General features: G+C 51.3%; 21 protein-coding genes and 1 pseudogene. 3 read left to right on the top strand and 19 right to left on the bottom strand.

Annotated elements, in window-relative coordinates:
• Nucleotides 1–45: 45 nt before the first annotated feature.
• Genes NSB25_RS08835 through NSB25_RS08845 form a run of 3 tightly spaced genes read right to left on the bottom strand, consistent with a single transcriptional unit; the run spans nucleotide 46 to nucleotide 2,337 of the window.
• A complete protein-coding gene (locus NSB25_RS08835; protein ID WP_103239291.1) occupies nucleotides 46–1,449 on the bottom strand; it encodes a sensor histidine kinase in 1,404 nt (467 codons plus the stop codon).
• Nucleotides 1,433–2,104, bottom strand: a complete 672-nt coding sequence (locus NSB25_RS08840) for a response regulator transcription factor (protein ID WP_103239292.1) — start codon at nucleotides 2,102–2,104, stop codon at nucleotides 1,433–1,435. Before NSB25_RS08840 ends, NSB25_RS08835 begins: the two co-directional genes overlap by 17 nt.
• A gap of 44 nt (nucleotides 2,105–2,148) precedes the next feature.
• Nucleotides 2,149–2,337 carry a helix-turn-helix domain-containing protein gene (locus NSB25_RS08845; protein ID WP_334293787.1) on the bottom strand — a complete coding sequence of 63 codons (189 nt, stop codon included), beginning with the start codon at nucleotides 2,335–2,337 and terminating at the stop codon, nucleotides 2,149–2,151.
• A 162-nt stretch (nucleotides 2,338–2,499) separates the two neighbouring features.
• Between NSB25_RS08845 and NSB25_RS08850 the strand changes: the two genes are divergently transcribed.
• The 3 genes from NSB25_RS08850 to NSB25_RS08860 all read left to right on the top strand — a co-directional run bounded on the left by NSB25_RS08850 (nucleotide 2,500) and on the right by NSB25_RS08860 (nucleotide 4,741).
• Nucleotides 2,500–2,853 carry a helix-turn-helix transcriptional regulator gene (locus NSB25_RS08850; RefSeq protein WP_103239294.1) on the top strand — a complete coding sequence of 118 codons (354 nt, stop codon included), beginning with the start codon at nucleotides 2,500–2,502 and terminating at the stop codon, nucleotides 2,851–2,853.
• Between the two features lie 245 nt (nucleotides 2,854–3,098).
• Entirely contained in the window at nucleotides 3,099–3,428 is a 330-nt protein-coding gene (locus NSB25_RS08855) for a plasmid mobilization protein (RefSeq protein ID WP_103239295.1), read from the top strand.
• Complete coding sequence (locus tag NSB25_RS08860) at nucleotides 3,389–4,741, top strand: relaxase/mobilization nuclease domain-containing protein (RefSeq protein ID WP_103239296.1); 1,353 nt, start codon at nucleotides 3,389–3,391, stop codon at nucleotides 4,739–4,741. Before NSB25_RS08855 ends, NSB25_RS08860 begins: the two co-directional genes overlap by 40 nt.
• Before the next feature lie 214 nt (nucleotides 4,742–4,955).
• Here the strand turns inward: NSB25_RS08860 and NSB25_RS08865 are convergent, their stop codons facing one another.
• The 16 genes and pseudogenes from NSB25_RS08865 to NSB25_RS29180 all read right to left on the bottom strand — a co-directional run.
• Complete coding sequence (locus NSB25_RS08865; protein ID WP_242982378.1) at nucleotides 4,956–5,204, bottom strand: hypothetical protein; 249 nt, start codon at nucleotides 5,202–5,204, stop codon at nucleotides 4,956–4,958.
• A gap of 15 nt (nucleotides 5,205–5,219) precedes the next feature.
• Complete coding sequence (locus tag NSB25_RS08870; protein ID WP_103239297.1) at nucleotides 5,220–5,567, bottom strand: helix-turn-helix domain-containing protein; 348 nt, start codon at nucleotides 5,565–5,567, stop codon at nucleotides 5,220–5,222.
• A gap of 349 nt (nucleotides 5,568–5,916) precedes the next feature.
• On the bottom strand, nucleotides 5,917–6,282 hold the full coding sequence (locus tag NSB25_RS08875; protein ID WP_103239298.1) for a cysteine-rich VLP domain-containing protein: 366 nt from the start codon (nucleotides 6,280–6,282) through the stop codon (nucleotides 5,917–5,919).
• Nucleotides 6,279–6,494: a transposon-transfer assisting family protein gene (locus NSB25_RS08880; protein WP_016292368.1), complete on the bottom strand. Its 216-nt coding sequence runs from the start codon at nucleotides 6,492–6,494 to the stop codon at nucleotides 6,279–6,281. Before NSB25_RS08880 ends, NSB25_RS08875 begins: the two co-directional genes overlap by 4 nt.
• A 2-nt stretch (nucleotides 6,495–6,496) precedes the next feature.
• Complete coding sequence (locus NSB25_RS08885) at nucleotides 6,497–7,450, bottom strand: hypothetical protein (RefSeq protein ID WP_103239299.1); 954 nt, start codon at nucleotides 7,448–7,450, stop codon at nucleotides 6,497–6,499.
• A 4-nt stretch (nucleotides 7,451–7,454) separates the two neighbouring features.
• Nucleotides 7,455–12,845: a YodL domain-containing protein gene (locus NSB25_RS08890; protein WP_103239300.1), complete on the bottom strand. Its 5,391-nt coding sequence runs from the start codon at nucleotides 12,843–12,845 to the stop codon at nucleotides 7,455–7,457.
• A gap of 208 nt (nucleotides 12,846–13,053) precedes the next feature.
• The gene (locus NSB25_RS08895; protein ID WP_103239301.1) at nucleotides 13,054–15,141 is read right to left on the bottom strand and encodes a DNA topoisomerase 3; all 2,088 of its coding nucleotides are present in this window, start codon (nucleotides 15,139–15,141) and stop codon (nucleotides 13,054–13,056) included.
• A gap of 15 nt (nucleotides 15,142–15,156) precedes the next feature.
• A complete protein-coding gene (locus tag NSB25_RS08900) occupies nucleotides 15,157–15,342 on the bottom strand; it encodes a hypothetical protein (protein WP_016220889.1) in 186 nt (61 codons plus the stop codon).
• The gene (locus NSB25_RS08905; protein ID WP_103239302.1) at nucleotides 15,339–16,052 is read right to left on the bottom strand and encodes a DUF4366 domain-containing protein; all 714 of its coding nucleotides are present in this window, start codon (nucleotides 16,050–16,052) and stop codon (nucleotides 15,339–15,341) included. The genes NSB25_RS08900 and NSB25_RS08905 overlap by 4 nt, the downstream gene beginning before the upstream one ends.
• Nucleotides 16,042–16,311, bottom strand: coding sequence for a DUF4315 family protein (locus NSB25_RS08910; RefSeq protein ID WP_103239303.1), 270 nt, complete (start codon nucleotides 16,309–16,311; stop codon nucleotides 16,042–16,044). The genes NSB25_RS08905 and NSB25_RS08910 overlap by 11 nt, the downstream gene beginning before the upstream one ends.
• Nucleotides 16,312–16,345: 34 nt before the next feature.
• Complete coding sequence (locus NSB25_RS08915; protein WP_103239333.1) at nucleotides 16,346–18,424, bottom strand: CHAP domain-containing protein; 2,079 nt, start codon at nucleotides 18,422–18,424, stop codon at nucleotides 16,346–16,348.
• Nucleotides 18,425–18,524: 100 nt separating this feature from the next.
• Nucleotides 18,525–20,948, bottom strand: a complete 2,424-nt coding sequence (locus NSB25_RS08920; protein ID WP_103239304.1) for a VirB4-like conjugal transfer ATPase, CD1110 family — start codon at nucleotides 20,946–20,948, stop codon at nucleotides 18,525–18,527.
• Nucleotides 20,896–21,300: a PrgI family protein gene (locus NSB25_RS08925; RefSeq protein WP_072853262.1), complete on the bottom strand. Its 405-nt coding sequence runs from the start codon at nucleotides 21,298–21,300 to the stop codon at nucleotides 20,896–20,898. Before NSB25_RS08925 ends, NSB25_RS08920 begins: the two co-directional genes overlap by 53 nt.
• Nucleotides 21,301–21,319: 19 nt before the next feature.
• A complete protein-coding gene (locus NSB25_RS08930; RefSeq protein ID WP_103239305.1) occupies nucleotides 21,320–21,856 on the bottom strand; it encodes an MT-A70 family methyltransferase in 537 nt (178 codons plus the stop codon).
• Nucleotides 21,857–22,032: 176 nt separating this feature from the next.
• Nucleotides 22,033–22,902: a VirB6/TrbL-like conjugal transfer protein, CD1112 family gene (locus tag NSB25_RS08935; RefSeq protein ID WP_103239306.1), complete on the bottom strand. Its 870-nt coding sequence runs from the start codon at nucleotides 22,900–22,902 to the stop codon at nucleotides 22,033–22,035.
• A gap of 19 nt (nucleotides 22,903–22,921) precedes the next feature.
• Nucleotides 22,922–23,017 (bottom strand): annotated as a pseudogene (locus NSB25_RS29180) (Maff2 family mobile element protein); the annotation flags it as partial.
• Nucleotides 23,018–23,120: the final 103 nt, after the last annotated feature.

Genomic DNA, 23,120 nt, shown 5'->3' on the forward strand with positions numbered 1-23,120 from the left:
AAAGGCGGCAAGCTGAAAAAGCTCGCCGCCTTTGAGATATAAGTGCTAAAACTGTACGGAAACGATAACACCCTGAATAGTATTAGTAATTTCAATTTTCGCACCATGCAAATCAAGAATCGTTTTTACAATATATAATCCTAATCCTGTGCCGCCTGTTTGCCTATTTCTTGACTGGTCTACCCTATAAAATGGTTCAAACAGTTTGGAAATAGCTTCGTCGGGGATATGTGCGCCTGTATTCTCAATCGTAAGGGTGGTCGTTTCAGTTTCTTTCCATAACTTTATCAATATTTGATTTCCGGCTCCCGAATACGCCGCCGCATTTCCTAAAAGATTATCCAATGCTTTTTGAAGTAGCTGCATATCGCCTAAAATATAAATCTCCGGGGATATGGATTGTTCAACCGTCAAATCCTTTTGCATGAATAAATCTTCAAACACTGTAATGCGGTCAATTATGAAATTGCTAAGATTAAGATTACTTTTTTTGCAAGTATAACCCGGAGTATCTAATCGGGATATTGTTAAAAGCTCTTGTACCATTTTTCCCAAAGTGTCCGTAATTTCCAAAGACTGTGCAAGATATGTTTCCCGGTCTTTATAGCGTCCCACTTGATAGAGCATACCTTGAAGCTGCCCTTTGATAATGGTGATAGGCGTTTTTAATTCATGGGAAGCTGCTGCAAAAAATTCTACCCGTTGTTTTTCAAGCCGCCTTTCCATGTCAATATCAGCTTGTAACTTTTGGTTGGCTTCCTGTAACTCTGAAAGAGCAGCCGCCAGTTTCTTTGATAGGTCATTTAAGCTATGAGAAAGCACCCCTATTTCGTCTGTACGGTTAGTAGGGCATAAACCGCTAAAATCCATATCAGCCATTTGCTTTGATAATTTGCTTATTTTTTTAATTGGCTTTGTCATATACCAAGTATAGAAAAAAGCTGCAATTACAGATACCAATAAAATAGCAACACTCAAAATAGGAAGCGTCTTTTGAAGTGCTAAAACAACTTGACTTTCTTTATTGGTGTTTTTGGCAAGCAATAAAATATATGCTTCTGTGCTGTCCGCAAATGATATTTCATATTCTCTTGTCGTATCTGTGCTTTTATAATCATCAATTTTATTGCCAGTAAATTCATTTAAGTCTGATAAGGCTATTTCATTGCCAGAGTTTTGAAACAGGTGAAAAGCAAACTCATCATCATACTGCTTTGTAAGAATATCATTATACCCTTGAATGAAATATTGCACTTCCTCTTTAGGAATATGAGATAATTCCTCTGATAGCATATCAGCCAATTCTTCCACTTCCGCTAAATCATGGGAATAAATATATGGGGCAAAGTGGGCTATACACAAATATGTTACAGAGCAGCAAGCCACCATAAGCATTGATGTAATCAAAAAAACTTTTACCGACAATTTACTTTTAATCTTCCTTATCAATTCTATATCCCACCCCTCTAATCGTTTCTATGTAGTCAGCAGCACCAAGTTTTTTCCGTAAGTTCTTTATGTGCGTGTCAACAATCCGTTCTTCCCCGAAAAACTCATACTTCCAAAGTGTCTGTAACAGGTTTTGCCGCGTTAAAATTCTGCCTTTGTGTATCATCAGTTCCCGTAGTATTTCAAACTCGCGGGGCGTTAAATCAATGCTTTCTTCCTTTGTATAAACCTTATACCCCTCTAAATCCAGTGTCAAATCCTTATAGCTCATAGTTTGCGGAATATCATTCTGCTTTGATGAACGGCGTAGGACAGCGGCAATCTTCCGCAACAATACAGGCATAGAAAACGGCTTTGTGATATAATCGTCAGCTTGCAAGTCCAAGCCTTTTAGCTGGTTTCCCTCGTCGTCTAATGCTGTAAGCATGATAATAGGCACATCTGATTTTTGCCGGATAACTTCGCAGACACCAAAACCGTCAATTTTGGGAAGCATAATATCAAGCAGTATTAAATCAAAGCTCTGTTCGGAATACTTCGCAAGGGCTTCCACACCGTCAGCCGCCAGTACAACACTATACCCGGCTTCCTGTATAAAGTCATGCAGCAAAGCCTGTATAGATAAATCGTCCTCAACAATTAAGATTTTACTCATAGCGCACCTCCTAACCGTAATTGTAACAGGGTAATTTGAATCTATTATGTAGATTTGAAATTTTTTCGTCTTTTGTCGGTCGGTTTCTCCGCGTCCTTTGGTATCAGCCACATACGGCTGAATTTTGCCACGCCGGGTATGCGGTTTTCCTCGCATAGCTTTTGTACCCGTCTTTCTGAAATGCCCCATTTCTTCGCCGCTTCCGGGGCAGAAATATACTCTAACATTTTCATTCACCCTTTCTATAAGTTCTATCGCTATAATTATATACGGTTAGCCGAATAAATTCAATAGTGCCACGTCAGAAATAGGGAATTATTCAAGCTAATCAATGGAACTGTGTAGACATATCCAAAAAGAAAGGTGAACAGTAAAATGTAAGAGGGTGAATAACTATGGCAAAAAGACCAGTACCACAATACGATTTCAAGGCTTTTGGGGCGGCGATCAAGGCGGCAAGGACAGGACGCAAGGAGAGCCGTAAAAAGGTATGCGACGAAATGTATATATCTCCGCGCTACCTTGCGAATATTGAGAATAAGGGGCAGCACCCCAGCTTACAGATATTCTTTGAGCTTATGCTGCGTTACAATATCTCGGTAGACCAATTCCTTTTGAAGCAGCCCGCCGGGAAGAATACCCAGCGGCGGCAGCTTGACGCGCTGCTGGACGATATGAGCGATACGGGAATACGGATAGTCACCGCCACGGCGCGGGAGATTGCAGAGGTTGAGTGTGAGGGAGAATAACTGCTGTCCGGCAAAATTACATAGGGATTTAGGAAGCGTTGCAATTCTTTTCGGTTGCAGCGTTTTTCTTTTGTGAAAGTCCGTCATTTTAGGTTTTTTCGGTGTTGTAGGTAGTAGGAAGAACTTTCGTAGCAAGCATAGGAAAAGAGTACCCTTTTCCGTATTTCTGCCCGCCCTGTCGGTCAGAAATTGCTTGTTGGGAAGTGTCCCAAACCCTCTATAAGAACGGAAAGGAGCGAAAAACCATGAACGGACGGAAAAGAACGGTACAAGTCAAATTCTATGTGACAGAGGAAGAACGGAGCTTGATTGAGGAAAAAATGAAGCTCGTCCCCACAAACAACATGGCGGCATATCTGCGCAAGATCGCTATTGACGGGTACATTATCCAAGTAGACCATACGGACATAAAGGCAATGACAGCGGAGATACAGAAAATCGGGGTGAATGTCAATCAGATTGCACGCCGCGTAAACGCGACGGGGAACGCCTATAAAGAGGATATAGAGGAAATCAAGGGGGTGCTTGCGGAAATATGGCGGTTACAAAGATTAAGCCTATTAAAAGCACTCTAAGTAAAGCCCTTGACTATATCGAAAACCCGGACAAGACGGACGGAAAAATGCTGGTGTCCTCTTTCGGGTGCAGCTATGAAACGGCAGATATTGAGTTTGGCTATACCCTCTCACAAGCACGGGATAAGGGCAACAATTTAGCTTTTCACTTGATACAGTCTTTTGCTCCGGGAGAAGTGGACTATCAGAAAGCCCATGAAATCGGGCGGCAGCTTGCCGACGCGGTAACAAAGGGGCAGCATGAGTATGTATTAACGACGCACATTGACAAGGGGCATATCCATAACCACATTATTTTCTGCGCGGTCAACTTCGTAGATCATCACAAGTACGTTTCCAACAAACGGACGTATTACGGCATACGGAACATGAGTGACAAGCTGTGTCGGGACAACGGGCTTTCTGTGGTCGTCCCCGGAAAGGGCAACAAGGGAAAGAGCTATGCGGAGTACCAAGCGGAGAAAACGGGGACAAGCTGGAAAGGCAAGCTAAAGATCGCCGTGGACGCGCTCATTCCCCAAGTTTCCAGCTTTGAGGAACTATTGCAGCGGTTACAGGCGGCGGGCTATGAGATCAAGCCCGGAAAATATGTGTCGTGCCGCGCACCGGGGCAGGAACGCTTTACCCGCCTTAAAACTCTCGGCGCGGACTATACAGAGGAAGCCATAAGGGAACGGATAGCGGGCAAGCGCACCCGCGCCGCCAAAGCTCCAAAGACAGAGCGCAGGGGCGTTAATCTTCTCATTGACATTGAGAATAGTATCAAGGCGCAGCAGAGCCGGGGCTATGAACAGTGGGCGAAAATCCACAATCTGAAACAGGCGGCAAAGACTATGAACTTTCTTACCGAAAACAAGATTGAACAGTACACCGATCTGCTCACCCGGATAGAGGAAATCACCACGGCAAGCGAACAGGCAGGGGACAGCCTAAAGGAAGTGGAAAAGCGTCTTTCTGATATGGCATTGCTCATTAAGAACGTCACTACTTACCAAAAGACAAAGCCCCTCTATGAAGCCTACCGCAAAGCCCGGAACAAGGAAAAGTACCGGGCAGAGCATGAGCGCAGCATTATCCTCCATGAAGCGGCGGCAAAGGCACTAAAGGCGGCGCAAAGCGGCGGCAAACTCCCCAGCGTTCCCGCCCTGCAAGCGGAATATGAAAAGCTGCAAGGACAGAAAGAAAGTCTTTATGCCGATTATAGCAAACTGAAAAAACAGGTACAGGAGTATGACGTTATCAAGCGGAACATAGACAGCATTTTACAGACAGAGAAGCAGCCGGAACGGGAACGGCAGACAGAGCGCGGATAAAAGCGCAAAAAAAGAGCCGGGACGCGGCAGCTTTTCAGTAGCCACCGCGCCCCGGTTTTCTTATGGGTGCAGAGATTGTATTGTTACGCAATAGAACGGCATTTCCGGGGGTAAAGGTATAAATCCCTTGCCACCTTATTTTCCAGCCCGGAAAGCCGCATAAATCAAGGCTTATTTCGCCCCTATCGCGTCACATTCTATTCTCTGTTTCAGCCTAATCTGCGCTATCAATAGCTTGCTCGACAGTATCAAGAATAAATGAAGCAAATTTATCTCCCATATCATCACTTGCAAAGTCTTGTCTTAAATCACTTTCTATATCTTCAAAACTTTGTCGAACATCTTGCTTTTCTTCCGAAGTCATGTCATTCCACCCTTTATTGTTAGAATAAACGCAACCTCCCATTGTAAGCATTATCATACCTAATGAAGTGACAAGCATAATTTTTTTTATTAGTCCCATAATTATTCTCCTTTTTTACAACACATACTTTGCCATAAGCCCCAGTGCTATAATGAATAGCACTGTAATAATCGCTGTTGCTGCTATAATTGATATTATACCTATTGCTTTCCGGGCTTCTTTACTTAACGGCTTTTTTTCGGGAGTTGAAACAATAGCATTGCTTTCTTGTCCCAACAAAATGTAATCAGCACTTACATGATAAATCTCTGTTAGTTTAATTACATTATCAATTTCTGGATTTCCTTGCCCACTTTCCCATTTTGAAATAGCTTGCCTTGAAATTCCAAGCATTTCAGCAACTTGTTCTTGTGAATAGCCTGCTTTTTTACGCAGTTCTTGAAGTCTTTCTGCTATATTCATGTTTATCACCTCCAATAAAAAGATACAACATATTGCTGGTTGCGTACCACCAACACATATTTAATCTGTGTCAACCAGCCGTTGCGGTTGCGAAAATTTAGGTTGCGTTGTGTTTTTTAGGGACTAATGCACTTATAATAACATATTTTGAAGAAAATTAGTATTGTGTTAGAAAAAGAAAAGCCGGGACGCGGCAGCTATCAGATAGCCACCGCGCCCCGGTTTTCTCATGGGTGCAGAGATTGGTTTGTGACGCAATAGAACGGCGTTTCCGGGGGTAAAGGTATAAATCCCTTGCCGCCTTATTTTCCCACCCGGAAAGCCGCATAAATCAAGGCTCATTTCGCCCCTATCGCGTCACATTCGCCCGTAGCTTCCTCATGCGCTCGGCGGTCTGTCTGCGGGTGATACGCTTCCGGCAGTCCGGGCAGTAAATAGCCCGGTTAGAGCTGGACGCAAAAGGTGAGCCGCACACGCTACACCGCCGCATATCCTCCGCATGGTACAACTCGGCGTACAGCTCCTTATCTGCGGGCAGTACGGCGATACGGAACCATTTACAGAGCAGGGAATAGGAAATAAGCTGCGGACATACGCACTCGTCCCCGTCGTCCAGCAAGATACAGTTTCCACTATCATAATTGCAACACGTCCGGCGCACAAGGGCGTTGACTTTCCGGCTTTGGGGCGGCGTTAGCCGCTTAATGTCGTTCATACCTCGTCGGCGGGGTAAAGGGCAAGCCCCGCAAATTCCGCTTCGGTCATGCGCCCTACTTTGGCAAGGGTACGGGCGGCAAAGTCCCGCATTTCCCCCTCCATAAAGGGCAGCGCGGCGTTCATAGCCACCAAAAGCCCCTCCTTGCTGCCTGTCATGTAGATACTCAAAAGGTTGGTTTCCTCAACCGTAAAATTATTATATGTGTTCATGCTCATACCTCCAATCCGTGATTTTTTGTTTTCGCCGCCGCTTTCTTCGGGGCGGTTCTCTTTTTGTCCTGTGCAAGCTGCGCCCGGACAGAGGGGCGGGGCTTCCTTATCTGCCTGTCCCGGTTCTCGTCCTTGCCGATCAGCGCGTATGTGCCGTAGCTGTTCTTGATTTGTGAGAAAGCAAGGGTCTTATAGGGCAGCATGGAGAAAAGGCGTTCCGTGTCCTTTGTGGAAGCAAGCCGCATAAAGGACGGGGACAGCTCCACCATGAAATGAGATTTATCCGGGCTGTTGGGGGCAGACAGCTTTTTCATGTCCGCCACAATGCGCCGCGCTTCCCGTTCGATCATGCCCTCATGCAATGCGGCGATATGCTCCTTAAAATCCCCCGGTTTCAGTTTATCCCGGCTTTCCTTTTCCTCCCACAACAGGAATTGCAGGGCTTCCGGGTCTTTGGGCTGTACCTCGAAGCGTTCAAACTTCCCAAGCTGGGGGTCGGGATAACCGTCAAAGCGTCGGTCTGCGGGCTGCTCCCGCGTCCCATGCTCATAAACAAGTGTTACCGTCCCGGCGGCAAGAGTATTGTCCTTGACGCGCTCATAGTGCTTTTCATAGTCCAGCTCATACAGGTTGCCCTTGATCTTCCCGCCCTCTGTCCCTGTCAGTTCCACGGCATACGCAAGAATAGGGTCGCGGCTCTGCTCCTTGTAATAACGCCATGTATTGTGCGGGGCGGTGTCGCTGATGAAAACGTCACGCTCCCGGAAACAGTACGTCCCGGACGGGCGGGAAAGCCACAAGAGGGTTTTATCCTCCTTGCTGGGGCTTGCCGCCTTTTCCGCAATGATCTGTTTATCAATGTCAAAATCGCTCTGATAAAATCCCGTGTTCTGTTTCAGAATGGCTTCAAGGGAAGCCAGCACGTCCACATTTTCAAATTTATTCCGTTTCCCCATAGGGTCAGCTCCTTTCCAAGTCCTGCGACTTACTTCTTGCCTGTTTCTTCTGCGCCGCCCGTTCCTTGTCGGCTTTAAGCTGCGCCCGGATAGAGGGCTTCTTTTCCGGCTTTTTCCCCGGCTCCGCTTTCTTGCCCTGTTCCTTATCCGCTTTCAGCGCGGCGGCATACTCGGCAAGGGAGATCTGCTCGCCGCTTCTCGCCTTTGCTTCCAGCTCGTCGGCGGTAGGGGTGGGCGTGTTGTTGATGATACCGTCAAAATTGTTGTCGTTCTGCTCGATAGCGTCCTCGACGTGCTTTAAGGGGTTTGCCTTTTCCGGCTGCTCTGCGGCAATCGCAAACGCCTGTGTCCCGTTCCCCATAATGAGATACTTCCCGTCCTCCGACGTGTGGTGAAGCCCGTACCCGGCTTCCCGCATTTGCTCGGCGGTCATGTCGGTTACAGAAAAGCTCCCCCGTGGCGTTCTGATCTGCTCCCCGGTTATTCGGGTGTCGGGGGTAAGCTGTGGTGTCTGCTCCTGTAAAAACTCCGGCACTTCCCGATAACCGTAACTGTCTGCGTAGTGGGCGGTGTCCTGTCCGTTCTGATGAAGCACTACCACGTCAGAGGTTGAAAGGCTGTGTCCCTTAAAATCTTTCGGGTGGTCGATATTGAAACGGACGGAAATATCTTCAAGCGTCATATCCGGCGCAAGTGGCGCGGTATAGATAAGGTCATAATTTGCCGCTTCCACGGAAAGCCCCGCCGCCTGTAAGCGGTCGTAAGGTTCAAAGCGGTAGTCCCTTGTTTCGTCGCCGCGCTTTAGCTGGTAAATAGAAAAGGTGTCCTTGTCCGGCTCTTTCTCTGCGGCGGTTGGCTCCGGCGTTTCCTGTCCCGGCTCGGCTGCGGGCTGTGCTTCCTGTGCCTTTGCATAAAGTTCTTTCACCTCGCCCTGTGTCAGCTCCCCGGCTTCCAGCTTCCCCAAAAGCTCCCGGCATTTCTCCGGCGTTCCTGTGTAGAGAATGTCCCCCAGCTTTGCCATGCCGTTTTCCTGTGTCACATACTCCTGCAAGATAGAGCTGTTTTCCGGGCTGTCGCTGTATGGGTTCTGCCGCACCTTATAAATGCGTTCCGGCTCAAAAGGTTTCTCCGGCGTGTCCGTGGTTCCCGGCTCCGCGCCCTGTGCTTCCTCCTGCGGCTGCTCCTGTGCGGCTTCTTTCTGTGCGGCGGCTTCCTGCCTTGCCCGCTTCTGTAACTCGGTGGGGCGTTCCCCGGTAAGGGGCTGTATGCACTTGATACAGTCGGCGGCGTAGATCGCATTGTCGTTTAGCTGCCGCTGCCATGCTTCCGCGCTGGGCGCATAGCGGAAGCCGTTCCCTTTGAGTTCCTCCCGTATCTCCTTATCCGGCTTTTCATCAAAGAAAATCTGCAAGCGGTTATCGGCTGTGTTGGCTTCCACACGTCCCCCGTCAAACTCCCAGCCCACATATCCAAGCTCTTTCCTCCGGGTAAGGGCGGTAATGCGGTTTTTCAGCCTGTGGATTTCCGCGTTGTTGTTGGATAGCTGGTAGCTCTCAAAAGGTTTCGGGTTCGCCCGGTAGCTGCCGGACATGGACGCTTTCAGCTTTTCGATCTGCTCCGGGGATAAATGGGGGCAGCCGTCAAGGGTCTTATGCTTGCGGTAGTAGGCGTTGACCGCTTTCATGGTTTCCTGCAAGGCTTCCAACTTTGCAAGTTTGCTTTCCAGCTTAGAAACGGCGTTGGGGTCGTCAGCACTGATACCACCCATGCCCGTACTGCGGATTTTGTCAAGCAAGCCCTGTATCTCCCGGTATTCCTCCATGTTCTTATCTGCGGCGGCGTTCTGCTTCTCCTTTTTACGGACAGGGAAATTGCTTCCCCCGGCAATAAGGATAGAGGGGACGCGCCCTGCGATTTCATAGCCCTTATTCATGTTTGCCGCCAGTTTCCGGGCGTAAGCGTCAAGCAGCCCGTCAATCCGTTCATGGAAAGAGGGGTCAACACGCTTTTTCTGCCTTGCGGCAATCTCGGCGGCTTCGTCTACATAGCGGCGGTATTCTGCCGTTGCGCTTCCGGGCTTGTAATCATAAAAACTATTTACCGTATTCGCATGACGGGCGGCGTTCTCATTGATCGGGTAGTATGTAACCGTTGTTTCCGTCGGCTCCGGGGTAGAAGTCTGCGCCGCTTCGCTGGTGGTTGGCTCTGCCTGTTCCGGTGTGTCTGCCTTTTCGGAAGCGGTGCTTTCCGGCTCCTGCGGCTTTTCCTGTGCTTTGGGTTCTCCCGGCTCCTGCGGTTCGGCGGTCTGCGTTGCTTCCGGCTCCGGCGTGGTGTAAGGCTCATACCCATTAGCGGCGTATTCCTCCACGGTCATTCCCGCGTCTGCCGCTTCCTGTGCGATTTCTGCCTTGACGTGTTCCTTGTAGGCGGCAAGCTCCACGTCAAAATCTTTGAGCTGTGGGACGGGCGGCAAATGGTATTCGCCTTGATTGATAAGCCCCCGGCACTCGGCAACGTAGGCTTGCATGGCGGTATGGTAGGCGGTTTCCGTTGGGGTAAGGCTCTCCCCGGCTAACAAGGCTCCTCCGGCGATACGCTCCATTTCGGATAAACTGCAATGCAGTTTCAGATAGGGGATAAACTCATTCAGCAGCATTGCCCGCTGTTCCTTGTCGGCTTCCAGTGCTTCCTTGCCCTCATGCTGTAAAAGGTAGTTTTCCCACTCTTTATCGTTCAGATAAAAGGTATGGTGCTGTTCGATATGCTCCATAAGGGAACCGTCCCCGTCGCCAAAATCCTGTTGCCCCTCGTAATGGTCGGGCTTTCCGTTCATTACATAATCAATCTGAAATCTCGTCTTGAAATAACGGGGCGTATCAAGGCTGGCTTCGTCCAGCACCGCAAACAGGGTATCGGCACGGGACAGGGGGATTGTTTCGCCCTCCCGTAGCTGGCTGCTTTCACTCCAAAGGATTGTGACCGTTGGCTCTGCCGAAAGGTCGGGTGTCGGCTCTTTTTCAGCTTCCTGTGCTTTCTCCGCTTCCCGTTCTTTTCTGATTTCCGCTAAATGCCCGTCAATGGTGTTAATCAGCTCGGCGGCGGTGCTGCGGATTGTGGCAAGGGATTTTTTCAGCTCTGCAAGCTCCCGCCCGCTGCTCCATGTGGCAATGTAATTGAAAGAGTAGTCGGACGTGTCAAGCCCGTAGTGCTGGCATACGGTGTAAGCGATACTTTCCGCCTGTACCTCCCTTGTGCTTCGGTCGGGGCGTTCCGGCGCGTCCCGGTCTATGTTGTGCAGCGTCGCGTGGGCGATCTCATGGATAGCGGTCTTTACGTTCTGAAGCTCGCTCATTCCCTCGTTGATCGCTATGCGCTGCCCGTCATAAAAGCAGCGTCCCTTTACTGTACCCTCCAACGCTTCAAAGCCCATAGCAAAGGGGGAAGTCCTTTCAAGGGCGGTAAAAAAGTCCCGGTATTGCTCCACGTCGCCCGTCAATTCGTTATCCGTAATGCCCGGTATCTCTTTCCCCTCGGTCTGTGATACGTCAAAAACAGACACTATCTTAAAGGCGGGGATTTGGATTTCCTTTGTTTCCGTGACGGGCTTCCCGTCTTTGCCGATTATGGGCTTTTGGGTTTGCGGGTCAATCTTTTCAACCTCCCGCTTGACTATGTAGGGGGACGGTGCAAGTATCTTGATAGATTTCTCGTCGGGCTTTACATGGCGGTCAAATTCCTTTTTCCATTGCTGGTAGCCTTTGACAAACGTACCGCCCTGCATGGCAATCAGTACGGTGTTGTTAAAGCTGTAATTATGGAACTTTGATAAGGTTTGCAGATAATCGGTGTACCGCCCATTTTCAAATACCCCCATAATTCCATGCTCCAAACGGTCTGTGATTTCTTTCATTTTGTCGGTGGAATTTTTGGAAGTAAGGATAATCGGGGCAACCGGGCGCGGCTCAAAAACGGGTTCCGCTGCCGCTTCAAAATCCGATTTCTCCGGGGTAGGGCGTTCCGGCTCCGGGAAGCTCATAACCTTGTATTCTTTCGGTATGTCATTGTCCCGCCCGTTGTACCACTGTGAAAAGGTGTTGCCGTTGTTGTAGATATAGCCTTGATTGGTAAACTGCCCTTTATCTTTCTGAACCGCATCCCGCCCGTATTCCTCGTACTTGAAATACTTCTTTGCTTCTTCGGGCAGCTCCAATTCGTCCAGCTCGTCAATGAGGTAATAGCCGTAGTCGGCTTCGGTTCGGACAGCAGGGTATATCCAGTAGCAGTCAAGGTTCTGTGCAAGGTTGATAAGGTCTTTCACGCTCCCGGCGTGTTCCCCCAGCGTTACCGCCGCCGTGAATTTGTCCTTGTCCTCGTCGCTTTGCATTTCTAAAAGCTTGCCTAAATAATTCAGCTCGTCAATGGTGCTGCCCTGTATCACGGAAAGCGGCACGTCAAAAGGCTGCTTCTCGGTGTTTGCAAAACCGTTGATGAAAAAGTCCTGCGGGTTGTCTGCGGTAATGCCGACGCTTCTCATAGCGGCGTGAAGCTGCTCCGTGGTGGTCGGCATGGAAAGCCACGCGCCGCCCGGTTTCCCGGTTTCAAAACGGGTGCGGCTGTCGATAAGGATTGAAAACTGCTCATTCATTGGGTCACGCTCCTTTCTCTGCCCGGTGGTCTGCTCCGCCGCCTGTTCTGCGGGGGCTGGGTCTGTCTTTCCGGCTTCCTGTCCGGGCTGCGTCCGTTCCTCCCCCTCAATGGAATAACCGGGTAAAAGCTGCCCGTTTACTTTGAACTGCTCGGCGTACTCTTTCGGGATAGAGGGCGATATTTCGGTAAATAAATGGGCGTATGCCTTGATACGTCCATTCAGATACTTTTCCATAGCCGCCTTGTCCGCAAAAACTTTCCTTTCCTGTCCGGCGATCTTTGCCTGTCCGTAATTGTGGGGGCTGTTGGTGTAAATGCTCCAAGAAAGCGTCCATGAGTAGGGAATGGATTTCTCTTTTTCCCTGTCATACCGGGTATTCTCGGATATGTGGTAGCGCATTTGGTAGACGCGGTTGCTGATGTGCTTCCCGTAGTCCGTAGCTTCCCACTGGTTCGCGGTATGCTTGACTTCGGGTGTCCTCACATATTCAATGGCTTTGTCAATGGCAAGCGTCTTTCCCGCCTGTTCGTCCCATGCCGCCGCCTGTTCCTGCAAGGCTTCAAACGCCGACTTTTCAGCCGCCGCGTATTCCTCCCGCAATGCCTGTAACTGTTCTAAGGGCAAAGCGGTAAGCCCGGAAAGGTCGGCGGTCTGTTCCTCAAAATAAATTTTTCGCTCTATCCGCATACTGTCAGCCGGGTCTAACTTGTCCTTGACAAACATGGAATAGCCTTTTTTCTTCTCCATTCATTCGCTCCTTTCTGAAATGGCGGCGCACCGCCGCGCTTTTTTGGTTCGCCCCGTACTACGGCGGGCGGTGCGTCCTGCCAAGATTTTTAATGCTTTTTTAGAGGGTTTGGGACACTTCCCAACAAGCAAAATCCCCGTCCGGCGCGTTAGCGTCGAAAGGGGATTTACGGAAAAGGGTACTCTTTTCCTATGCTTGCTACGGAACTTATTTTTTCTTCGGTATCTCTATCTTGTAGTTGACATACTTCCCGCCCGTATCAGCTAAAACAATGCTTCCGTCATAGGTTTTGCCTGTTTTCGGGGAATATAAGCCCTTGACATTCGCCTTGCCGGATTTTAAGAGGGCGGCGGCAATCTTCGGGGTAAAGGTAACTTTCCTTTCCTCAAAGAAACGGTCGTTTTTCCACATGGTAAAGGCGCAATCCCGGTTAGAGCAGTAGAAATTCTTCTTGCCCTCATGGACGGGAGAACCGCACCGGGGGCATTTCCCGACAGAGGGCTTTTCCTCCCCGCCCGTGAAAGCCGCCTTGCCTTTGTCGGCGGCGGTGTTTTCCTTTACCAGCTCCCGCGCCATAGCTTCAATGCGCTGCATAAACTCCCCAGCGTCGGCGGCTCCCTTTGCGATCTGCGTCAGATTGTTTTCCCATTGGGCGGTAAGCTGCGGGGAAGTCAGCATATCCGGCAGGACAGACACAAGGGCGGCTCCGTTCTGTGTGGGGATAAGCTGCTTTCCCTTGCGCTCTGCAAAGCCGGACTTCACCAGTTTTTCAATGACGGCGGCGCGGGTGGCGGGTGTGCCAAGCCCCCGGCGTTCCGCGTCCGGGTCGGTGTCCCCGTTCCCGGCGCGTTCCATTGCCGAAAGCAAAGTTGCTTCGTTGTGGGGCTTCGGCGGCGTTGTGAAATGCTCCGTTACCTTTGCCGTGGGGTGTTCAAAGCTCTGTCCCTCGGAAAGCTCCGGCAGGGTGTTTTCTTCCTCCATATCCTCCGGGTCGGGCTTGCCTTTGAGGGTTGCCCGGTAGCGGCGTTCAAGCTCTTTCCAGCCGCCCGCAAGCACTGTCTTTCCCCGCGCCGTAAACTCCGTACCGGCGCATGAGAAAACCGCCGTGACCGCTTCAAAGATATGCGGCTCGGCGGCAGCGAAAATAAGACGCGCCCCGGCAAGGGTGAGGATATTCCTTTCACTTTCCGGCAGGGCGGCAGGGTCGGTCTTTGCAAGCTCCATAGTGGGGATAATGGCGTGGTGGTCTGAAACTTTGCTGCTGTCAAGCGTCCGGGAAACGTCCGGGGTAATTTCTGCACCCTCCATAAAAGGCAGTTTCCCGGATAACATGGTAACAGTCTTTGCCGCCGTGTCCCCCATGTCGTCGGTCAGAAATGCGCTGTCTGTCCGGGGGTAGGTAAGCAGCCGTTTTTCATACAAGGTCTGCGCAAGGTCAAGGGTCTGCTTCGCCGTGTAGCCGTAGATTTTATTGGCTTCCCGCTGTAAGGAAGTGAGGTCAAAGAGCTTCGGCGGGGCGGCGGTCTTTTTCTCTTTAGTGAGGGAAACACAAACCGCCGTTTCCGCTTCACAAGCCGCTTTCAGTGTGTCGGCTCCCGGTTTATCCGAAATCCTTTCGCTGGCTGCTTCCGCGCCGGATAAGTCAAGGCGCACATGGTAGTATTTTTCTTTCTTGAAATGGGAGATCGCTTCGCCCCGGTCAACCAGCATTTTCAGTGTGGGGGTCTGTACCCGCCCCACGTTCAAGGTCTTGTGATACAGGCAGGAGAAAAGGCGCGTCGCGTTGATACCAATGATCCAGTCAGCCTTTGCCCTGCACAATGCGGAAGCATAGAGCGCGTCATAGTCCCGCCCGTCTTTAAGGTCTGCAAAGCCCGCCTTGATCGCTGCGTTCTCCATTGAGGAAATCCACAAGCGGCGCATAGGCTTGTTACACTGTGCCACGCCATACACAAAGCGGAAAATCAATTCCCCCTCGCGTCCAGCGTCGCAGGCGTTCACCACTTCGGAAACGTCGGCGCGGTGCATAAGCTCCTTTAAGGTTTTGAATTGTTTCCCCTTATCGGCGGCGACGGTGTACTGCCATTCCTCCGGCAGAATGGGTAAGCTCTCATAGCTCCACTTTTTATACTGCTCACCATAGGCGGCAGCTTCCGCAAGCTCCACCAAATGACCGACACACCAAGAAATGAGGTAGCCCCCGCCCTCGATATATCCGTCTTTCTTTTCCTTAACGCCAAGCGCGGCGGCGATACTTGCCGCGACGCTGGGCTTTTCTGCAATGACTAACTGCACTTAAAAATCCTCCTTTCATTTTCCCGTGGTTTTCTTCTCTGTCAGCTTCTTGATACAATACCCCACACAAGGCGGCTCCCGGTTGTAGGGACAGCCCTTGCAGCGCGGGGGAATGGAAGCGGGCGGCGATTTTCCACGCCGCCCGTCGCCCGGTTTCTGTATCATCATTCTTTCTAAGGGGTTGTCGGTGAACAGGGTCATGCTTCCTCGTCCTCCGTTTCCCCGTCGTCCCCGGCTTCGTCGTCGGGTTCCGGCTCGTCGTAATCGTCAAAATCGAAATCGTCAAGGTCTGTGCCGCCCTTTACGTCCTGTTTGGGCTTCATAATCTTAAAGTAGTAGAACGCGCCCCCGCCCCCGGCAATGGCGACGATCAGAAAGAGCAGCAGCCCGCCCGTGCCTGTTTTCTTCTCCTTTGGTTCCTCCGGCTCGCCTTGTTCCGGCTCCGCTGCCTTGCCGCTGCAAGCGGTCATGTTGTCCTTACAAACGGGGCAGCTTACATTTACTTTCCCGGCTTCGCATTTATCGGTACAAATGCAAACGGCGGGCGGCTCTGTTTTCGTGTTCCCGTCCTCCATAAGTGCCATAAGGTCGGCTTCGTCCACTTGATTGAGGAAATGCACGGTGTTCTCGCCCTCGTCGTCCCGGTCAATGAGGATATAAAAGTAATTTCCGTTTTTTGTCGTCACGGTGATAAGCTGCTTGTTGCCGCCGAAATCGTCAACCAGCGTCGCGTTCCCGTCCGGGGTGAGGGGTTCTTCCTTTTCGGGTTCCTCGTAGACAACGCCGCTGTCGTCGGTCGCGTCGTCCTGCCCCTCCGGGGTCTGCGCGTAGGCGGTGACGGAAAAGCCGCCCATGAGGATAAGGGCGGCGCAAAGGGTCAAAAGCATTTTAAGGGTTTTCTTATTCTTCATTTTCGTTTTCCTCCTGTTCGTCATTATCTGCGCCGTAAGAAGCGGGCGCGGGGGTCATGCCGGGGATTGCCCCGTTTTGCAGCATGGCGGTAAGCTCCTGCGGGGAAAGCCGCATAGAGCGCACAAGCTGGACGATCTGCAAATTCTCCGCTTCGGTTTTCTGCGCTTCCAGCCCTTTGAGCTTGTTCTGATACTCGGTGATCTTCTCGCGGGTCTTTTCAATCTCCCGGTTGATACGGTCAATCTTGTTTGCTGCCATAGTGTAAAACTCCTTTCATAGTCAAAAAATGTGTTCAGTTCCAATTCATCAAGCCGTACCCTTTGATACAGCCATAGTCAAGGGGATAGCTTTTTATCTTGCAAGCGTCGCCGGAATTGCCCTCGACGGTGTAAACGCGCTGCCCGTCCGTGCCGATTACAAGCCCCACATGGTCTGCGCTCCCGTCCCCGTCCCAATCGAAAAAGATCGCGTCGCCGGGGGCGATATTCTCATAGCCCCTTGCGCCCCATTGCCCCCGTGACTGGAACCACGGTACGCCCTGTGACTGGCACGCGGCAAAGCGCGGCTCGCTTTTCCCGGCTTGATTGTAACACCATGAAACGAAACAGGCGCACCATTCCACGCGGCTGTTGAAGCCGTACCAGCTCCAATAGGGCTGTCCCCCTACATTGCCTACCTGTGACTTTGCCCGGTCTACCACGGCGGTATTTCCGGGGCGTGTGCCGTTTACAAGCTGCACCCCGCTTAAATCCTCCGACGGGTTCCCGTCCGGGGAACCGCCGCCGAAAATAAGGGGCTTGTTTCCGCTGGTTTCCAGATAGACACGGAACATTTCAAGCTGCTCCGGGGTAAGCAGTCCCGGCGCAAGCTCGGATATGGGTTTGTTCTCCAGCTTAATATTGAGGATAAAATACTCATAGGGGACTTCCTCGGTGGTGGTTTCCCCGGTGTCCGGGTCTGTGCTTGTTTCTGTGCGGTAACGTATTTCCACTTCCTCCGTCAGAGTGAGGGTATATTGAAGTTCAAAGATACGCTGTATTTCTGCCTGTGCCGTCGCCGGGGTGTAGGTCTGTAAAAGCGCGGTCAGATAGGACGCTAATTCATGGGGGTTATGCCCGATACTGTCAAGGTCATAGCGGTACTCGTCATAGCCGGGGTTGTCGCGCTCGATATTGTCAATCCTGCGCTGCAAGTCCGTTTCCAGTGCCGCATAGTTGTTTTCCACGGCGACTAAATCCGCGTCCTCCGACGTGTAGGAAGTCCCGACAATGCCGTTAATCATGCCGGAAAACATAGCCCCACAAGAAGATAATGCGGAAGAAATCATAATGAAAAGCAGCAGCGCACCTATGGCGATACAGACACCCGCCGGGTGTCGCCCGACAAATGCGATTGCCTTTTTGGTTCCCTCGGCGGTCTTTTTGGCGGCTTTTCTTGTGTTCTCCGCTGCGTTCTTGACAGACTTTGCGCCCTGTGCCTTGACGGTCTTTGCATACTGCTTTTTAATGCGCTGCTTCTGCATATACCGGGAGAATGGATTTGACGCGGCGATCTGCGGGTTGTCATGGAGTGCCTTTTGGTAGAGATAGTTGGCGTTTGCTTTCTGCGCCGCCTTTTCAGCCTTTGCCGCCGCCCGGTAGGGTTTGAGCTTATGGCTGCGGTAGCCCTCCTTGACTTTCCGCGCCCCGTACTTCGCGGCTTTTTCGGCGGTTTCCTCGGATTTGTGCGCACCCTCCACGCCGGAATTGTCCTTTTCCACGGAATGTATCTTGTTATGGACGAAAATACCCGCTTCCTGCGTGGGGCGGGAAAGCGGGTTCTTGTGGGGGCTGCCGTAGTTCTGCGGCTTTTCCCGTTCCTCGAAACGTAGGCGGGTCTTGCCTTTCCCGGTGGCTTCGTCAAAGGTGCGTTCCCTTACAAGTTTCTTTTCCTTTGGGATTTTCGCCCTTGCTTCGTCCAGCCTGTCAGCGGCTTTGTCGGATTTCTTGATATAGGGTTGCAGCTCCGGCGTTGCCCGTTCTTCCTCGGTGAATTGCAGCCGGGAAGTGCGGGCGCGGCTTTCGGCTTCTGCCTGTGCTTTCCGTGCTGCCTTTTTGCTGGCTCTGCGGGTGTGCGCCCCGTCGATATGCTCTAAGACGCGCTCGGCGGTTCCCGTGTCCTGTGCGGCTTCCGTCCCCGGCGCATGGGGCAGGGGCGGCGCATTGGGGGATATGTCCGGCGCGGGATTGCCCGGTATGGGCTGCGCTGCCTGTGCGTCCTGTGCTGCCTGTTGCTCCGGCGTTTTCAGTAAGGTAGCTTCCCGCGCCCGTTTGCTGATACGCTTTTGTTTCCCGGTCGCCGCGTTTACCTCGATAGCCCCGTCACGGGTCATTTTCTGCGTGATCTTGTCGCGGGCTTTGTACTGCTTCATGGTGGTTCACCTCCAAACTGCGCCCCCAAGAGGGCGCAAGGCTGATAAAATAATCTGCGGGTTACGCGCCGCCCACTTCCTCCGGCTTCGTCGTCATAACACGGTACAGCTCGGTATCTTTGGGGAAACGGTCTACAAAGGGCAGAATGACATTTCCATAAAATAAAAGCCCCTCGCCCGCTTCGGAATGGGTGACGTAGCTCATTTGCTGCGGGGAGATGTTGAGCTGCTTCGCAAGGATAGCCCGGTCGCCCGCCGCTTGATTGAGCATGAGGACAAAATCGCTGTTCTCAAAGATATTTTCCACTTCCCGGCTTGCCAAGAGGTCTTTCACGTTCTGCGTGATCGCGGTGGGTATGCCGCCCCATTTTCTGAAACGCTTCCAGATTTCGACGCTGTAAGCGGCGGTCTGCTCGTCTTTCAGTAACAGGTGAAATTCGTCCATGAAATACCGCGTGGACTTCTTCGCCGCCCGGTTCACGGTGACGCGGTTCCACACTTGATCTTGAACAATCAGCATACCCAGCTTTTTGAGCTGCTTCCCAAGCTGTTTAATATCAAAGCAGACAAGGCGGTTGTTAAGCTCTACATTTGTCCTGTGGTTAAAGACGTTAAGGCTCCCGGAAACGTAAAGCTCCAACGCCGCCGCGATACGCGCCGCTTCCGGCTCCGGCTGCTTCAAAAGCTCGTCGTAAAGGTCGCCCAAAATCGGCATTTTTGCCGGGTCGGGGGAAGCAAGGAAAGGACGGTACACGTTCCTAACAGCGCGGTCAATGACAGTCTTATCCACGGGCTGCAAGCCCTCCTTGCCGCCGACGATCAGCTCACAAAGGGAGAGGATAAAATCGCTTTTCAGCGCAAGCGGGTTGTCGTCCTCGGAATAGTTGAGGTTTATATCCATAGGGTTGACGTAGTGCGGGCTGGTGGGAGAAAGCCTTATCACCTGTCCCTGTAATCTTTGCACAAGGGGGTAATACTCGGCTTCCGGGTCGCAGATAATAATGTCGTCGTCCGTAATGAGGAAAGCGTTTGTCATTTCCCGCTTTGCCGCAAAGGATTTTCCGCTTCCCGGCGTTCCCAAGATTAAGCCATTGGGATTTTTAAGCTGCTTGCGGTCGCAAAGTATCATGTTGTTGGAAAGAGCGTTCAGCCCATAGTAAAGGCTTGCGCCCCTCTGAAAAAGCTCCTGCGTGATAAAGGGAATAAAGATTGCCGTGCTGCTGGTTGTCAGTCCCCTTTGAATGGGGATAAGGTTCTCACCGATAGGGACGCTTGACATAAACCCCGCTTCCTGCTGGTAGTCAAGCCGGGTGAGGGCGCAGTTATATTTCTGTGCAATCCCCGCCGCCGCGAAAATGTCATTTTCCAGCTTTCTTTTTGTGTCTGCCATGTTCACCACAAGGAAAGTCAAGAGGAACATTCTTTCATTGCGGCTCTGTAAGTCCTGCAAGAGATTTTTCGCTTCGCCGCCAAACGTGGCAAGGTCGGACGGGATTATATCCATGTCGTACCCTGCGCGGACGGCTTTCTTCTGTTCCTCGATTTTCATTTTGTCAAGGTCGGTGATTTTGCGCTTGACCGTCTTAATGGCTTCTGTCTGGTCGATACTGTGGATATGCAGGTTGACAATCACGCCTGTTTCAAGGTCTAACATATCCGCTAAAATGCGGTCGTTTAACTCCGGCGCAAGTATCTGTAAGAACGATACCGCGCCGATCTTGCGCCCCATGCGGAAATACCGCCCCTCGCCAAAACGGAATGAGGGCGGGGCGATAAAGTCCTTTGTGGTAAGCCCGGACGGGGCAAGCCATGAGAAATCAAAGTTGAACGGCTCCCCCTCCGGGTGGAATACCCCGTGCATGGTCTGTAACCGTTCATAGCCTGTCTGCGGTCGGGCAGATACTCCCAGCACCTTGAAATTGTTCAGTATGTCCGTTTCAATACGGGAAAGCCGGGATTTTGCCGCGCTCATGTTGTCCGCTTCAATACTGAACGTGATATATTTGTGCTTCACAAGCCCGTTGTTCCCTTTGGAAAGCTGGCTTTTTAACATATCCCCGTATTCGGTGCGGATAGAGTTGAAAGCGTCGTCCTGCGCCGGAATGTTGATTGCTTTTTCCGCTTCCTCCCGCTGTGTCCCTTGATTGATGAAAGAGAGCTGCACCGATACAGAAGCGTCAAAGTAGTTGAGGAAGTCGCACCAGTTTTCAAAAATGGCGGTCTTGTCGTCTGCCTGTGCAAGCTGGTAGTTTATATCCTCGTAGACAATGCTCTTGCTGTATTTCTTTTCCGTTATCCGGCATATCCCGTCCGGGTACAGGTTGATGTAGGGGATTGTCTGCTGGGCGGTGTGCGCCTTTCCGTCCCCCTTTGCCTGTCTGATTGCGGCGGCGATCTGTTTCTTCTCGCTGCGGGTCAGTTTCCGCTTCGCCTTAGTTCCGGGGCTTTTTCCCGGTGCGCCGCCTTTGGTTGGTTCCTTTGACAATCGCTGATACCTCCTTTTCCAGTTTCCGCTGCCTTTCCAAGACAGCGTATAAATTCTGTGTCTGATAGGGTCGCTCCTTTGGTCGGACAAATTTTGTCTGTATGATGTTTTTCACCACGGTTTCAAGGGGCTGTCCGTGTTTCTCGTACATTGCCATGAGGAAGCAGGGCAGCATGACGACAATCATCACAAATGCCGCCGCGCTGGTTCCCGCGCTGTCCTTTAGCAAGAAAAAAAGCGGCAAGCCTGTAATGAGTGCTGCCGCGAAACAAACGATCTGCCGCTTCGTGAGGTTGAAAGCGACTTTTGTTTTTATCTTTGATAAATCCTTTGGTACGGGTACATACGCCATACCGAAAACCTCCTTTCCGTCAAAGCTCTATGCTGTTTTTTGTTTCATTCCCCCATGTGTCCCAGCCCGCCGTTTCCTGCCTTGCGAAAAGCTCTATCCGGGGAATGTCGCCCATAAGGGCAATGATTTTTTCCCGCGTTATGTCCGGCTTTTTGCTGTGCTGCTCTATGGGGGAGATAATGAATTGATGAATACCCGCCGATTTTCTCTTTGGGTGTCCCCGTGTGGCAAACAGGCAGAGTTCCGCGTTTCCCCGCGTCCAAAATCCCAAGCCGTAAAACCATGTGTAGGACTTTTTATTGAGTTTCAGCCATACAAAGGCGGCGGTCTTAAAGGAAAAGCCCCAAGCCTTGATAAGCCGCAGGGCTTCGGGAAGCTGTGGGAATGTCGCCCACAAGAAAAGTGCGCTGTCCTCTGCCGCAAGGTCAGCCACGGGAAGCGCGCAAAGTTCCTCTATGCTCATGGTCGGGTAGTGGTGTTCTGCCGCGCCGGAAAGCCGCTTCTGTGCGTACTTCCACGGGGGATCGGCGTAGATTATGCCGTATTTCTTTTCAATGGTGTTTCGTCCCTCCTTTCCGTGTGCTTCCTTTTAAGCCCCATAAAGGGTAATCAAGGCAAAGGTCAAGTTATGCCCTTTGCCTGTCCCTATTCTATGGGTTCCTCCCGCGTCAAGGTCGGGTCGTATTTTCGCCGCTTCGCTCTGAAAATCTCCACCCTGCCCTTGACACGCCTTTAGTGCGCTGAAAAGATTGACTTTGCAAGTGCGCCGGACTTGAACAGGGAAAAGCAGAGGATCACCGTATAGGCAGCAAGGGAAAATATCGCGCTGTGTAGGTTGTCTGCCACTGTTATGTTGTTCACCAGCACCGCGTAAATGCCGACGCACACCATAATGAGGAAGCCTTGAAAGCCGATAGCGAACAGGGCTTTTAAGTAGTTGTTGCCGATCTGCCCCCACTCTTTATTTGTCATTGTTGCAAATGGGATAGGCGACACGGAACAGTAAAGGTAAATTTCTATCATTCTGCCGTAGAGGACAACGGTTATCAGTACGGACATGATTTTCATGCAAAGGCTCACAAGGCTTGTTTCCATAACCAGCAATAAAAGTTCGGGGATTTCCATTGCGTCAAGCCCCTCCTGCATGGAAGCAAGGGCGGCGGCAACGTCAATTTCTGTGCTGCCGCTTATCACCCCCGCCGCGCCGGAAACGACGTGCTGCGCAACGTCAAAGACTGCCATAGTAATATCAAAGGTGTGGGTGACAAGGTACACCGCCACCCACGCCTTGAAAAACCACTTGAAAAACATAAATGTGTCAACGTCGTGCATATTGTTCTTTTCCGTTACCATGCTGATTAGCTCCACGCATAGGACGTAAGTAATGACAAGCCCCGCTATGGGGACAATGACATTTTCCGATAATGAGCGTATCATGCTGAAAATGCCCGCGTTCCACCCCTGCGGGGTCTGCCCTACCTCGGCGGCGATAGTGCCGACTTTCTCGTTTACGTCCCCGAACATAGTTGACAGGTTCCCGTTAATGGCTCCTATGAGGATTTCCTTTATCCATTCCGTGATCGCGTCAAGTATGCTCTGCATAGGCTCTTACCCGCGCTTTTTAGCCGAACAGCCCGGAAAGCAGGGGTACAAGGGTCATGCCGATAAGGGCAACGCCGCCGCCCGCCATAAGCTGTTTCATGCCCTGTGATTTTGCTCATGTGAGATAAAGAAGTAAAAGAAGTGTAAAAAATTTTGCCGTTCCCTGTCCGGCTGACTGCCGGACGGGTCGGGCTTTAGTCGGGCAATTCTACCTTGCC

The sequence above is a fragment of the Acetatifactor muris genome, assembly GCF_024623325.1.
Taxonomy (GTDB): Bacteria; Bacillota; Clostridia; order Lachnospirales; family Lachnospiraceae; genus Acetatifactor; species Acetatifactor muris.

Excerpts from the sequence above, each read along its gene's own strand:
- NSB25_RS08840 (WP_103239292.1), bottom strand. The coding sequence starts at position 2,104 with ATGAGTAAAATCTTAATTGTTGAGGACGATTTATCTATACAGGCTTTG.
- NSB25_RS08845 (WP_334293787.1), bottom strand. The coding sequence starts at position 2,337 with ATGAAAATGTTAGAGTATATTTCTGCCCCGGAAGCGGCGAAGAAATGG.
- NSB25_RS08850 (WP_103239294.1), top strand. The coding sequence starts at position 2,500 with ATGGCAAAAAGACCAGTACCACAATACGATTTCAAGGCTTTTGGGGCG.
- NSB25_RS08855 (WP_103239295.1), top strand. The coding sequence starts at position 3,099 with ATGAACGGACGGAAAAGAACGGTACAAGTCAAATTCTATGTGACAGAG.
- NSB25_RS08860 (WP_103239296.1), top strand. The coding sequence starts at position 3,389 with ATGGCGGTTACAAAGATTAAGCCTATTAAAAGCACTCTAAGTAAAGCC.
- NSB25_RS08865 (WP_242982378.1), bottom strand. The coding sequence starts at position 5,204 with ATGGGACTAATAAAAAAAATTATGCTTGTCACTTCATTAGGTATGATA.
- NSB25_RS08870 (WP_103239297.1), bottom strand. The coding sequence starts at position 5,567 with ATGAATATAGCAGAAAGACTTCAAGAACTGCGTAAAAAAGCAGGCTAT.
- NSB25_RS08875 (WP_103239298.1), bottom strand. The coding sequence starts at position 6,282 with ATGAACGACATTAAGCGGCTAACGCCGCCCCAAAGCCGGAAAGTCAAC.
- NSB25_RS08880 (WP_016292368.1), bottom strand. The coding sequence starts at position 6,494 with ATGAACACATATAATAATTTTACGGTTGAGGAAACCAACCTTTTGAGT.
- NSB25_RS08885 (WP_103239299.1), bottom strand. The coding sequence starts at position 7,450 with ATGGGGAAACGGAATAAATTTGAAAATGTGGACGTGCTGGCTTCCCTT.
- NSB25_RS08890 (WP_103239300.1), bottom strand. The coding sequence starts at position 12,845 with ATGGAGAAGAAAAAAGGCTATTCCATGTTTGTCAAGGACAAGTTAGAC.
- NSB25_RS08900 (WP_016220889.1), bottom strand. The coding sequence starts at position 15,342 with ATGACCCTGTTCACCGACAACCCCTTAGAAAGAATGATGATACAGAAA.
- NSB25_RS08905 (WP_103239302.1), bottom strand. The coding sequence starts at position 16,052 with ATGAAGAATAAGAAAACCCTTAAAATGCTTTTGACCCTTTGCGCCGCC.
- NSB25_RS08910 (WP_103239303.1), bottom strand. The coding sequence starts at position 16,311 with ATGGCAGCAAACAAGATTGACCGTATCAACCGGGAGATTGAAAAGACC.
- NSB25_RS08915 (WP_103239333.1), bottom strand. The coding sequence starts at position 18,424 with ATGACCCGTGACGGGGCTATCGAGGTAAACGCGGCGACCGGGAAACAA.
- NSB25_RS08925 (WP_072853262.1), bottom strand. The coding sequence starts at position 21,300 with ATGGCGTATGTACCCGTACCAAAGGATTTATCAAAGATAAAAACAAAA.
- NSB25_RS08935 (WP_103239306.1), bottom strand. The coding sequence starts at position 22,902 with ATGCAGAGCATACTTGACGCGATCACGGAATGGATAAAGGAAATCCTC.